14 protein-coding genes are annotated in these 13,479 nt (G+C 36.2%); 4 read left to right on the forward strand and 10 right to left on the reverse strand.

The window, feature by feature from the left end:
• The first annotated feature begins 118 nt into the window (after window positions 1–118).
• Window positions 119–430, forward strand: coding sequence for a DUF1827 family protein (locus FJU10_RS00650; RefSeq protein ID WP_077454383.1), 312 nt, complete (start codon window positions 119–121; stop codon window positions 428–430).
• Between the two features lie 137 nt (window positions 431–567).
• Here the strand turns inward: FJU10_RS00650 and FJU10_RS00655 are convergent, their stop codons facing one another.
• The 9 genes from FJU10_RS00655 to FJU10_RS00685 all read right to left on the reverse strand — a co-directional run bounded on the left by FJU10_RS00655 (window position 568) and on the right by FJU10_RS00685 (window position 8,712).
• Entirely contained in the window at window positions 568–2,037 is a 1,470-nt protein-coding gene (locus FJU10_RS00655) for a helix-turn-helix domain-containing protein (protein WP_140964869.1), read from the reverse strand.
• 434 nt (window positions 2,038–2,471) lie between these two features.
• Window positions 2,472–3,470: a DUF916 domain-containing protein gene (locus FJU10_RS00660; RefSeq protein WP_140964871.1), complete on the reverse strand. Its 999-nt coding sequence runs from the start codon at window positions 3,468–3,470 to the stop codon at window positions 2,472–2,474.
• A 46-nt stretch (window positions 3,471–3,516) separates the two neighbouring features.
• A complete protein-coding gene (locus FJU10_RS19145; RefSeq protein ID WP_223272933.1) occupies window positions 3,517–3,981 on the reverse strand; it encodes a hypothetical protein in 465 nt (154 codons plus the stop codon).
• A 288-nt stretch (window positions 3,982–4,269) separates the two neighbouring features.
• A complete protein-coding gene (locus FJU10_RS00670) occupies window positions 4,270–4,890 on the reverse strand; it encodes a hypothetical protein (RefSeq protein ID WP_189372196.1) in 621 nt (206 codons plus the stop codon).
• A gap of 431 nt (window positions 4,891–5,321) precedes the next feature.
• Window positions 5,322–5,759, reverse strand: coding sequence for a hypothetical protein (locus tag FJU10_RS00675; protein WP_140964874.1), 438 nt, complete (start codon window positions 5,757–5,759; stop codon window positions 5,322–5,324).
• 279 nt (window positions 5,760–6,038) lie between these two features.
• Window positions 6,039–6,614, reverse strand: coding sequence for a hypothetical protein (locus FJU10_RS19150; RefSeq protein WP_223272934.1), 576 nt, complete (start codon window positions 6,612–6,614; stop codon window positions 6,039–6,041).
• 17 nt (window positions 6,615–6,631) lie between these two features.
• Complete coding sequence (locus FJU10_RS19155; protein WP_232845903.1) at window positions 6,632–7,195, reverse strand: helix-turn-helix domain-containing protein; 564 nt, start codon at window positions 7,193–7,195, stop codon at window positions 6,632–6,634.
• Window positions 7,196–7,245: 50 nt separating this feature from the next.
• Window positions 7,246–7,494, reverse strand: coding sequence for a hypothetical protein (locus FJU10_RS19160; protein WP_223272935.1), 249 nt, complete (start codon window positions 7,492–7,494; stop codon window positions 7,246–7,248).
• Window positions 7,495–8,244: 750 nt separating this feature from the next.
• Window positions 8,245–8,712, reverse strand: a complete 468-nt coding sequence (locus FJU10_RS00685) for a hypothetical protein (RefSeq protein WP_077454389.1) — start codon at window positions 8,710–8,712, stop codon at window positions 8,245–8,247.
• A 1,424-nt stretch (window positions 8,713–10,136) separates the two neighbouring features.
• Here FJU10_RS00685 and FJU10_RS00690 point away from each other — a divergent pair.
• The 3 genes from FJU10_RS00690 (at window position 10,137) to FJU10_RS00700 (ending at window position 12,539) form a co-directional block, all read left to right on the forward strand.
• On the forward strand, window positions 10,137–10,637 hold the full coding sequence (locus FJU10_RS00690) for a hypothetical protein (protein WP_140964876.1): 501 nt from the start codon (window positions 10,137–10,139) through the stop codon (window positions 10,635–10,637).
• Window positions 10,638–10,962: 325 nt separating this feature from the next.
• Window positions 10,963–11,460 (forward strand): hypothetical protein, encoded by a 498-nt coding sequence (locus FJU10_RS00695; RefSeq protein WP_140964877.1) that lies wholly within the window; start codon window positions 10,963–10,965, stop codon window positions 11,458–11,460.
• 20 nt (window positions 11,461–11,480) lie between these two features.
• Entirely contained in the window at window positions 11,481–12,539 is a 1,059-nt protein-coding gene (locus FJU10_RS00700) for a DUF916 domain-containing protein (RefSeq protein ID WP_077454392.1), read from the forward strand.
• A gap of 216 nt (window positions 12,540–12,755) precedes the next feature.
• Here FJU10_RS00700 and FJU10_RS00705 read toward each other — a convergent pair whose 3' ends face one another.
• Window positions 12,756–13,421, reverse strand: coding sequence for a hypothetical protein (locus FJU10_RS00705; RefSeq protein WP_223272936.1), 666 nt, complete (start codon window positions 13,419–13,421; stop codon window positions 12,756–12,758).
• Between the last annotated feature and the right edge of the window lie 58 nt (window positions 13,422–13,479).

Genomic DNA, 13,479 nt, shown 5'->3' on the forward strand with positions numbered 1-13,479 from the left:
TTGCCAGACAACCATGTTTTGCCAAAAAATTGGGTAATTCCGAGTTGTCTGGCTTTTCTTTTGAAAAAAAACGCCCTATAATGTTATTAATAAATACATAGAATGTGAGGTGAGTCTGGTGAAATTAATCAATGTTACGAACAGCCATTCTCGACTAGTATTGAATCAACTTGAAAATACCGACGCAGAACTTGTAAAGGTTTACACAGCCGGAGATACGACCGTGATCTTTACCTCAGCGCCGAACCACAATGAAATTCTGCTGATCAATAAAAAACGAAATATTCGCCCGACAGAAGTAGAAGAAATCAAAAATTACTTTCTAAAAAAATTACCTGATGGCTCGTATGATCCTTCAACCATCTCTGTGATCCAAATGCCTGAAGTGGTTGAAATCTCCATCAAAAAATCCTTATCCTCATCCCATTAGTTTAGCCTAATTACGTCTTAAAAAAATATCTATAAAAGATGACTGTCGCAGCCTTCTTTTATAGATATCTTTTTTGTTTGAATGTAACCAAGAATTTACTTAGCCTTTTAATCAAAACTGTACTCTTTCCGCTAATACTAGCTGATTTTTTCTATCGTATCTGATCGAATTCGTCCTTCAATAATCTTGCTATTGATAAACTCCCCTAATCTTTTCCATGTCTCAATATTATGGATATCTTCAAGAAAGAAAAAATACTGATTTTCTTTCGACTCAACGAACCGATCAGAAATAACAAGATCTGCATCTGCAAAATTTCCTACCATGGTAACTGTCTCTGGTTTGTATACACCTGTTATATAATTTTTCACTAACACGGCATAGTTGGCATGGTACGTAATATGGATCATTACATGCAAGGGTTTTGCCATGACATGTCCAACATAAGAATAGAGCAGCTCAGTTAACTGGGTACTAAATATATCTAAATCTCGCTCTGATATACTTTCTTTGTAAACAGATTTTAACATCTCTTTTATGGTTAAAAATTTATCATTCATCAGTAATTTTTTGTCTTCAAGATAAAAGAAAGAGCTTAAGCTTAGTTTATCTGTGATTAAAGAGCGATAGACCAGCTGGAAGACAAACGTGCGATGAAGATTATCAGGAATGCTATAACTTTCTTCCATTTTTTCTAATGCTTCAACCGCTCTATCCACGATAGGATTTTTTGTTAGTCTCATTAACCCTTCCCCTAAACGCTCACAAATCTCAGGAGTTAAGTATTCTGGAAAGAAATATACAGCAAAGAGATAGTAAAGAAATTTTTCTGATTGAAAAGCAGCATCATTTATTTTTTTATTTAAAGGATAAAACGCTTGGGAAAAGCTTAAATGAAGCTCTTCGTACAAGCACAAACCAATAGACATCTCTTGATCTGAGATCACATCGGTATAGTGGCCCATCTTGTGCGCATCTAAAAAAATTCTAGTTATTCTAGAAAGTTTGTCCCGTTGAATCTTAGTAGGACTCTTTTCGTTTCTATAAAGATAATTGTTGTCTTCTGCAAATGTCGTAGAATGGCTATTCAAGATATATGAAAGCATTCTGATTTGACTCTCCCTTCCTTCCACAATCAAATAATTCATTCTCTTACTGATCTGACACTCTATCCCCATAGATCGTATGATATCGTTTGCCCTATTGACTAATTTATAACAATAAGACTGACTATAATTAAAATGAGTGGATAGTTTGATCATCCCCACTTTTCGATGCCTAAGAAAGTAAATCAAGACTTGGAAAACGGCACTTTGCTTAATATACGTTATTTTCAAATTTGAATACAGCGAAGGATAAGTTCCTGATGCTTTCAACGTGGATATCCGAAATAATCGATTTTCGAATCTGATCAGTGCGTCTGTCGTGCTTGTGTTTTCTATGTAATCTTCGTTTATCTGCATGATTAATGATTTCACATTGCGGTTCGTAAGTGAATGCTTACAAGCTAATTCATCGATTGATGCTTCCGTCCTTGAAATAATATCCTCTAATAAATTCAATTTTTGTTCTTGCCGCTCCGTTAGAAACAACTTCCATAAATCCATGGTAATCTCCTTCTTAACGATAGTTACTTCTGTGATGTTAGTTAACTCATAGTTAACAAGAAAACATATAACATTAGTTATTAATAAAAAAGAATATCTCTTTTATGCTAAAATCTGCTGCTTTTTAATAATAAAAAGCAAAAAGAAATGATCCTGCCGTTCATAAAAAACTACTGCAAGGATCATCAATTACTCAAAGGACCAATGAAGCCAACCGATTTGTAAAGTCCTTTAACGATTTACCACCGAACCTTTTCCCTGATCAAAGTGAAAAAAACTATAGAAAATAAGCAAGTACAAAATAAAAACAGCTTTTTTCGAGACAGTCCTGTGGGAGAGCAAAATCAGCGGCCGCCCAACGGTCTGTTAAAGGATTAAGAAAGATTTTACGCAACAAGAAAAGTCTAGGGGTAACGATCTCCCCTAAACTTCTCTTATTTTTTTAGCAATTTTACAAGCGTTAAAATAAGCAAAACGGAAACGAGTGATAAGGCGATGACCAACCAAAGATTGGCTTTTGATTGAACAGTAATTGTATTGCTAGAATCAGCAGCCTCCTCAATAAACTGGTCGACCTCTTCCTTTGTGTAATGAAAATATGTTGTCGTTTCGTCGTTGCCATCTGATCGTATAAATTGATACTCCCCAGACATCAATTCGGCCCCATCCAACAATGGGACATTAAAGAGCGTTTTTATATAGGGTGAAAGAACAATCTGTTCCGACTCTATCTTCCCTTCAGCGATAATCTCCTGATTGGGATTGATCACACGATAGGTGCCACCCTCAGCATAGGTCACAAGCGGATCATTATTATATAGATAATAAGAAAGAGTCGTTGTGTCTCCAGTAATCGTAAATTCAAAATCCCCGATAGTCTGTTTTGTTCCTTTAGCCAGTTCATTCAGTTTTAGGCGAACGACGATTACTTTCTGATAGACTTGCTGAATATCTACAGAATCTTTATTTTCTTGTATGCCGATTACCTGAGAAAAATTGATCCCACCTAATACTTCCCCATGAATCCTTTTATTTACATTAATGATGATTTGAACATCTCGACTTTGCTTTGCATCTAATTGCAAAAAACCATCAACGAAATTCCCATCTTGCGGTTGGATTTTTACATAATTTTTTAAAACATAATCTTGGTTCAGTAAATTTTCTGTTTCCGCTACATAAGTCATCGAATTCCTCGTGGAAACAGCGATACTTGGAAAAACCGAGACTTCAATGGCATAGTTTTCAAGATTGGTAACAGTTGCCGCATAACGATATTCCTGATTCAATTGAGGTGCAAATTGAATATCCTTTACCTGACTTGTCTCATCATCAGCTTGGATCGAAACATTAAATGAAGAGCTGATCTGTTCTTCCGCTGCTACACTTTCAGTGTAAAAGAACATTCCTAAGAACAGGCAAAAAAAGACCACCTTAAAAAAACCGTATTTCTTCTCGCAGTCAGAACTAGACATGAAATTAAGGTGTAACGTCCGTAGCTTCTGATGCAGTCAAAGTGATTAGATAATCTGCTTTTTTGGTACTGTCAAATGTTGCTGGATCGATCGTATAGTCAAAAGTACCTGTTTGAGTTGCTTCGTATCCTTGCTCTGCTTCCACACTGAATACTTCACTTGTAGCAACGGTTAGACCAGGTGCAATCGTTTCTCCCGGCACTTGTGCTGTGATCACCACTTTTTTTGCACCAAAGGATTTATTCGCTAATGTTCCCGATAGTGAGAAAGTACCTGATAGCGGATCTGCTTTTGCATCCGTAAAACTAATCTCTGCAAAGTCAACCGTTTTTGTTTCAGCAGGTGTTTCTAACGTAAATGTTGCTGTTCCTTCGTTAACAGTTACAGCAACTTCCTCTGCTGCTACAGGTACGGACACACCAATAGAGAGAGCAAATAATAATGCTGTTGCTAAGATAACCTTTTTCATTGATTTCATTCCTCCTTATATATTTTTTTGTAAGAATCGAGCTTACAAAAAAACTATACACTATTTTTTTTGGCAAACTTCTCTTCTTTTTGCAATTTTTTTCACCAAAAGAATAAAGGTTTTTTTAATCTTATCTCGCGAAATTTTCATTTTCCTCCATCAAAACTGGTGGCAGTTAACGAAAATAAATAGACATGAAAAGTGAAATTTTTTCAGATAACAGTCGTAACGCTTATTACTTTGACCCATTCTCTCTAGCAAACAAGGAAAAGCAAAGCCGCTATTTGTTTATTCCGGCATAAAGGAAGTATCAGTCGTTTCCATTTCTTCCATCAGAGAAGAACGTTCACTACTCTGCAAGAGACTCTCTGTGGAAAAGGTTGTCTCTGTTGAAGAGGTGCTTGTCGTAGCTGATTCCTCTACACTCTCGTCACTCTCGACGATGGATCCATGTTCTTCTTGCTTATTACTTGACGGTAAAAGTGAAGACGACAAATTTTGATTCGTCGCTACAGAAGAGAGTTCCGTGATGGTAAAAATTACTTTATAGTTACCTTGATCTGCCGTCAGAAATTTTTTAGGATCTAATGTAACGTAAAAATGGTGGTCATCCATCGTTTCTGTTGCCACCATTTCTGCCGCATTTTCAAAAGCAGCGCTCAAACCACTGCCATTTGAAGAGATCTCCAAGTGATAAGCCGTTGTCACATCACTGGCAGAACTTTCAACTTTTAGACCACCTTCATAACTCAGTAATTCATTGCTAAAATCAATCTCCTGAAAATCAAAAATGATTGGTTCTTCCACCGTTAGCGAAAAACTCGCTTCTTCAGCATAAATTCGTTCCGTATACAATAAAGAAAAACACGAAACCATTAAAAGACAGCTTGCTTTAATCCGTTTCATCATTCTAGTTCTCCTTGAGTAAAAATACCTATCTGTTTTAAGGCAAGACACGATTCACTATTACCAAACAAATGACATCCTTCCCTTTTTTTGCGGTATCCCTCCGCTTAGAAAGATGGCCTCTACTCGACAAAGGTAAAAAACTGATCGTAAAAAGAGGTTCATATTCCCTTACGCACATTCCCTTCAGTCAGTTATCGTCAATAACTCCCTCAACAGCCATTCATCCAGTCAAAAAAATAGTTATTGATTTTGGTCTTGTGAATCCTTCTCCGCTTAAATCATAGCATAAATGGAAAACCCTCAATTCTCCTCAAAACACCGATATTTACAGTCTAGGGAGAATTGATTTCCTCAATGATGCAAAATGACGCAACAGTTTATTTGTTTTAAGTCAGAGCTATTCTTCTATATAGCCAAAGGAACTTTCACTTTTATGGTTTCACCACCCAAGCCTCATCATAGTAATCGATCGTAAATTCAGTATTTGGAAATTCAGTCTTCACAAATTGCTTTATTGCCGCCAACTCTGTTTCAACATTTGTAATCAAAGTGATATATTCTACCTTGTTTGTGTCCTTCAACTCGACTATGTATTGTTCTGCATCTGTCCAATGGGCATCAATAAATGTGAAAGCTACCTCTTCAGAGGCATGTTTAAACCCATCCATTATCAAAACGTTAGTGGAATCAACGATTTTCAACGTGTCTTTCAGGATATTCAAAGAATCAACGATATATTTTTCTACTTGATCTAGCCCAAAGTTTATCGGAAACACGCAATTTCGATAGAAATGATCGTATCTTTTGTTAGCAAAACGTATGGAATACATTCTTTCACTTAAGCGTATATTTTCTATTACTTCCATCATCTTCAAATCACCTTCAGGTTTATTTATTACAAATAAAATTGCTATAGTTAAAATACCGCAATTCCGACTATTTTATTTATCTTTTTTTGTCAAAAATTTGCACATTATTTAGCAATTTTTTTTAATGCGGTCTCAAGCAACTCAAAGTAAGCGGTTCTTTCTCAAACAAGAAAAGCACCTGAGGCCAATTTCCATTTCGCTTTTTAGCACTCATCTGCCAGCAACCCAAAACAAATTTTGAAACGACTCAAAAAAAGAGAGCGCCAGCTGCGCTCTGCTTTATGTATATTTCGCCAAGATCGCTGATTGGATCATGGCATTCAAATTATCCCAATCTCTTGTATTATGAACATTGCCAAAAAATGCAAATTTTTGTGACGCATTATGGATCAGCACACCATCTGAAACCAAAATATCAGAGTCAGCTAGATTGGCATTAAACTTGATAACTTTCTCATTATAGATTTTCAATAGCGTATTTTTGATAACAGGGATATATTCCGGATGATTCAAAAGAGAGATACCAATATTTATTTGATCTTCTTTTTGGATAGGTAGGTAGGAAGTAACGATTTGGGAAAGCTTACGAATAAAAAGCGGCTCTCTCTCGATCCATCCCCGATGATTATTAAGGACCCGATCTATGATAACCTCCACTTCAACCAGTCGATCATTTGTATAATCAATCTCCCCGATTGACAAAAAATTATCTAGATACAGATGGATATAGCCCCAAGTATTGATCACTACTTCATAGATAAAAACTGATGAAGCCTGCTTTGTTAGAGCATATTTCTTTGAAAGTTGTTCAAGAATCTGAGAAGCAAAATCCACATAATCATTGTTTTCAAGCATGAGGAATTTTTCCCCGATCACCTTTTTTCAGACTCTCTCACTGTTTCTGGGATGAAAAGCACCCGCCAAAAATAATAGTAGACAAGTTCTTTTTCCACATCAGATTGATTGCGAATAGGAAAAAGATTTGCCAGCTGTTGATCATTTTCTTTCTTTAAACAATGATAAAGCGCTAATGTTGACGCATCAACTCCAGGAACAATATTCCCTCGGAGAATGGCATTTTCAATAATAGAAAAAACGATCGCATGCTTGACCTTTGTCGTACGCAACGTCTCATAATCTTTGGCGATCCACTCCACACTAGAACGGATGGGATGTTCTGTATAAACATTACAGGCCATGACTTCGACGAGATAATGATACATGCGAATACATGATTCTTCCCCTGTTAATTGAATCGAATCACTGCTATTACTGATTTTTATCGGTACATTTTGGACCGCGAACATTTTTTTTAAATAACTAAGCAGTTTATAACAATAGGAAACACTAAAAATCAGCTCTTCTGAAATATCCACCATTCGTGTTTTTCGTTTTCTTAATAAATAGATAAGGAGTTTGTAATAGGGAGATTCCAAAAAATACTTTTTTTTGAGGTTTACAAAAATATACAGACTTTGTTCTTGATTTAAATCATCAGACAGATGAAGTGTTCTTTTTTCAAGAAAAAAAAGGAGTCCTCCAGCGTTGAAATACCGGCTAGATCATCATCGATCTCAGTTAAGAGGATTTTCACCTGATAAAGTGACTTACTGAGGGATTCTCCAATCGCATCTAAAGAAAGTTGTTTTTCAACAACGAGATTTCTTACAATTGTTAGTTTATCAACTTGTTTCTTGGTTAAGTAAAACCTATACAATTTTTCTATATAATCCAATTTTTTAACCGCCTTAATAAAAAAAATATCCCAGCTTCCAATTATAATAAAAAAACTTTAAGTAACTGCCAAATCATTCACAAAACGGTCATTTTTAATCATTTCTTCAACTTTAACTCATTTTAAGATTTTTCTCTTAATCTGAAAAGTATTCTGACTGAGCGTAGTATTCACTGTTATGATACCCATTTTGATATTGTAGCTCTGACTTGATCGATCTGCTTTTGGTATCAAAAATGAATCTACATACGAAGCTTGTTCTTCAAACTCCGCAAATATGTGAAGAAAAAAAGCCTTTCTACACTTTCTGCTACTAACTGATTCACAAAAAAAAACGCTTGATCCAGCAGCGCATCATTTATAGAAAAACTAAGCTTGCTCACTAAGATCCTTTCTACTGGCTAGGAGTGTCAGTCATTAGAAAGGGAAAATCAGCAGTCACATTGATGGTTCACTCTGTTCATGGAATCAAAGTTCTTTCGTCCATTGTAAAAAAAAGCAAGCTGGCTTCTACAGGAATAGTTGATTTGTAGCCTCTCGCCTATTCGATTGGCCAATGGCTCTCCTAGGGGGCTGAGAAAGCTTGCTATTAATGTCTCAGAAATTGACTGCTAGCTTTGTCGTTCTATCCACTTGCCGAAGACAATCTAAAGCTACTCCCTTTTACTAAGGCATAAAAAAGCACGGTAAAATGTCAGAATATTCAAACATAAATCCCGATAGAAAAGGACGAACTTCTAGAAAGAAGGATCAAGTTCCTTTTAGAGTACTGCGTTCTCGTTTTATCCAGCAATCTTTGTATTCATAGATATTCAAAATGACCAAGTCATCCGTCAATTCATTAAATGCGTCAATCAATTCTTTATCCCCAGCATCAACATTTCCTACTACCTTAAAGTCATAATAGTTGCCCGATTTGTCTACACATTCGATCACATAACAAATAACATCTCCCCAAAAATGCTCTAGTCGATGGTGACAACCGGCTTGATCTAAGCGTGCATGTTCCGCGATACAAAACACATGCTGGATCGTGTGGGTAAGGATGTTGATCTCCCCTAAAGAATCTTCCAAATATGCTAGCGTTTCAGCGATATCTGCTTTTTGATCAACAATCAGATTTCGCTCTAAAATCGAATTTACTTTATTACTGAAAAAACGAACGCTTATCATCAAAGCCTTTTGCTGTTCAATATTTTTTTCTTTAGACTGCAGCATATTTTCACACTCCTAAAAAGAACTTTAATCCTCTTTAATAAGCATATAGCATCTTCTTTTTTAATTTTATCGTCTTTTGATGAAAAAAACTAAAAAAAAATAATCATTTATTATAATAAGAAGAATTTGCCAGTTACAGAAAAAAATGAGTGTTGAATTTTTTTAAACGAAGCTCTGTCCTGAAAGTCAAAGGCTACCCCAAGAGTTTGCTAATTCCCTTCACGATCCATCCTGATAAAATAGGAGGCATCCTGTTTTGAATTGACAGTTCTCATGAATTGCACTTTCAAACAATGGGTTCTATTGAACATTCCATTACATCAGAAACCCTAACTCTGTTAGCTTTCTTCACCATGCCCCTGCTGGTCATTCCTAAAAATGATTCCGCTGAAATCCCTCTTTTCTTTGTAAGAATTTCAGATCGCTAGCACTCCTTCAACCGTCATCACAATAAACATAATTCTACCTATACTTTTTGGGACTGTTCAATCATAAATGATTTCTCAGCCCCAATTGATATAAAATAAAAAAGCCGATCTTTCTCAAATAAAACCTTAACCTGACACAAGAAAACAACAGAGAAAGTGAAATGCTCTACGAGGTCATTCTACCAAGAAATCCCCACGATTAACAGATAAAAACGCACATTCTATAGTTTATTCCAATATTTTTGACAATATTCACCGATATCTTTATTCTATGTCAATTTTTGTATTACTTAAAAAGATTCCTGAGAATGCAGGCAAAAGCAATCTTAAGGACAATTGTAGAGAATAAAAGCGATCACTTAAATAAAGCCCTCAGAAAACTTGTTCTGTATTTCAGTGAATCTTGGATTTTTAAGAGACTAAATCAAAGGGTTGAAGTCAAGTCTTTTTTTGACTTCTGCCCTTCATCTAGCCTACCTGAAAAACCTCCACAAAATAGTGGCTGACGTTTACGCTGGGCATACTACTTTGCTTATGAACGAAACCGACTCAGATAAAGAAAATGACCTATGATCTTCATAGAGAAACGCCAATGCCAACAAACCAAGAGGATTGTGTTACTACAATTTTGACCGACAAATCACAGCAATTACTCCGAATAGCATCGGAAAAGTGCTTTTTTACCAATAGATCATGCATCACAAAATGGAGAGATGCCCTGGATGCCACCAGTTTGAAGCAATGGTTTCATTTGTTGTTCGTTTAATAGGCTATTTTTGCTTTACTCCTTCGTTTTAATTATACAGGGACTTCCATAGGAAAAACAACCTATCCCTCCTTCAAAAATCCCCAGCAAAAACAAATAACCCTACTTTTTATCAATTTTCTACACTATTTGTTGTTATTTTGCAAAAATATAGATAATATCCACGATAATTTCCCTTTATACTTTTTATATTCAGAAAAACATCTGAAAATCTAGAACGAGGTTTAAAAATGAAAAAAACTTTCTTAAGTATCACTCTCGGAGCCACAATCTTACTAACGGGTGGAGTCAATGCGACCGCCTTAAGCGTCAGCAATCCTAATAGCGAACCCCTCAAAGTTACCATCTTAGATGGAAATTCTGCTTTCGCTTTTCACAACGAAATGCGTTTAACGAATGGGGGAAGGTTTACTATCGGAGATGCCTTTTTCGAAAACAGCCCCCTTTCTGCGCGAGGAGGAATTTCAAATGTGGGCGGCGCACTATTTAATTACACTCGCTCACCCATTGAGGTAATCGTTGAAGTCAAAGCGCCCGAACAAAGCGGCATCCAAATCACTGATAACCCAACAGTGACGATCAAAGCCGAGGCTATTTCTCGTGGAGAAAACACGATCAACTCCACCTATTCCGTTAGCCGTGAGACTGCTTTCTTAACAGAGCCACCAATAATTACTGTTACAGCCAGACTTTCAGGGGAAAGTGAAAACTTTTCTTGTGTATCACTATAAGCAAAAAAGATCGCCAATTTTTGTACACAATCGAATCATCCGAATCTTTTCTATAAAACGAAAGAGACTTATTTATCAAGTCTCTATCGTTTTCATTTTATAAACAAAAACCGACGCAGTAGTTTGCAGATCGTTGCTGCCAGCTTCAAATGAACAAATGATAATCGCAATAACAAATTTTAACCACAATAAAATATTCAACCGTATATATTTTATATATTTTCAAAAAAAATAGCACTAAATCGGATAATCGCTACCATAAATTGTATATTATAATTCATTTAAGCAGTGCAACAACTGCAATAATTAAAGTGAGGTTTTGAATATGAAAAAAATTGTTCTAGGCAGTACTCTCATTGCATCTTTGTTGTTAGCCGGAGGAGTCAACGCGTTTGCCAATACCATTCCCGCCTCAGAAGAGATTCAGATTGACATTGTTTATGGAGATGCAACATTCGAGTTTAATGGGATCTCTTTGGCAGCACCAGTTATTAGTGAAAGTATATTTGAAGGACCTGTTGAAGGGACTATAAATGTAGGTGGTACTTTGACCAATTTAACTGCTTCTCAAGTAAGTGTTAATTTTGATGTTAAGGCGCCTGATGACTTTGATGGAATCGTTGTCGACGCCAATAATCTTGAATCTTTGACTGCTGCCCCCGTTGATACTGATTCCATTCCTGAAGGAACAGAAATAACTTTTACAATCGATCGAGAATTTGCACAAGAATTTGCTAAATTAGAAGAAGGTGATGAGAAACCTGTAATTACAATAACTGCACAAGAAGGTAATTCGAATAACGGTGACAATCTATCACTATAATTTTTAAAAGGAATAATTTCATGAATCATACATTCAAACACAGAAATTCTTTTCTAAGGATTTCTGTGTTGCTTCTCTTTATAGCATTCATTAGTAATGCAAGTATTCGTCGCGTAAATGCCGATGAAACTGCGAATTCATTAAAACTTACACTTAGTGAAACGGAGTACAAAACTTCTGATAATACCTTGAGTATTTCTCCTGAGATGGAGACGGCGTATATTGTTGAAATTACACTAGAAAATGTTGGATCCGGTGATTCATCCATTGTTGTCACACCTTACACCTCTACTGCTCTTTCACGAGAATCAGCTATCATCTATAGCGATGACCTAAACTTACTGCTAGATGACAAGTATAACTTTTCCAATTATGCATCGATCGAATCAGAGGCATTAGATGACGATAATCAAATTGAGATCCCTCCGAATGAATCCGTTCTGGTGACCGTTACGATTACTCTTCCAGAGGAGCCTGCACGTGAAGGAACCGTGATGGGGGCAATCAATTTTAGTCAGATCATGGGTCTTGAAACAGCAGAAGATTCAATCGGCATCAAATCTGTGTATGAATCACTTATTTTTATCAACTTACTTTTTAGTGAAGTGGAAGAGCTCAAAGACGTCGTTTATGAAGATTTCTCCTTTGTTGCGCTTCAAGATACGGTAAACCTCCAATTTTACGCCCTCAACTATAATCCTATTTTAGGCAACTTGAACAATGCGCTCTACGAACTAATAAACCCAAATGGAGAAATAATTGCCTCTGGGGAGTTAGCAGATTCCGTTCTTTTAACGCCGTTAACCAAATCAAGAATGCAAGTCCCTTTAATAGACAATAGTGAACTTATTGAAGGCGAATACCGTTTGACAATAGAAACAAGTAGAAAAGCAATCACCACTCTTTTTTCTTATGAGAAAGAAGACCTGGATGACTTCAAAAAAGAAAGCATTCCAACAAATACTGTCACTATTCAGTCAGACAATCAATTGTTTATCTGGATCATCCTAATTCTCTTAGCAGCACTTACAGTGGCAGTCATATATATAGTAAGATCAAAAAGAAAAAGAGAGGGCTAGCTCCTCTCTTTTGTGCTGTTTCTGCTTATTCCACTGCTCATCAATTATTGATAGCTTCCTTTTTAAAGTAATGTTGCGTATCTCCTCGCCGAAGTGGGACAAGAAAAACCGCTCATATCAAATAAGCGGTTTTTCCTGATATATGCCTAAATATTTTTTCTTCAATGATCATTTCTTTTGAAAAAAAGGTTGCTGTCTCGTACTGGCTTTTCTCCCCTAAAAAAACTCAGCACTAGCCTCATCCTCGACATCACTGATCGAATCTTCTAGTTTGGTAGAATCATTATCAAGGGAGTCTTCTTCCAAGTTTGCTTGCTCGTCGTAATTAGATTCTGCTTCTTCCTTTTGGCTCTCGGATTCATCTTCGATGCCATTGTCTTCTTGCTTTTCATCGTCTTGGTCTTCATCTGTCAAGTTTTCATCCGGTATCTCTTCTTTTTCCTCATCCGTCTGATTCATTTTTATCTCTTTCGTAAAGGTCTCTGAATCATCAATTGCTGTAAAAGTGACTGATAGGTAGTACTCAGAGTTGGAATCAAGATATTCCTTTATGTTCAATGTTGCAGCTACGTTAAGAATCATTGATGCTTCATCAGCATCCTCAATCTGAATGATCATCTCTTCTGAACCGTTCACGCTGTTTAGTTCTGCTGAAAATGCTTCCCCAACAGCAGTGATCGTTACATCAAAAGCACCTTCACTACCGTTGCTATCGGCGGTCAGCTGAAGATCTTGTGTGGTTCTTAACAAATAATAGTGTTCATCCTTAAAGTTAATCGTGTTTAAATCAAAAATCAAAGTTTCGGAAACGTCATCAGCCATAGCCTCTAATGTTGGAAATAAAATCATCACCGAAAAAATGAATAACAAACTTTTTAGCACTACCTGGTCCCCTTTCTTCTTTCAGAAATCACTTTTATTTAACAAATAATTATTCGCT

The sequence above is a fragment of the Enterococcus sp. OL5 genome, from assembly GCF_006491895.1.
In the GTDB taxonomy this organism is placed as follows: Bacteria; Bacillota; Bacilli; order Lactobacillales; family Enterococcaceae; genus Enterococcus_D; species Enterococcus_D innesii.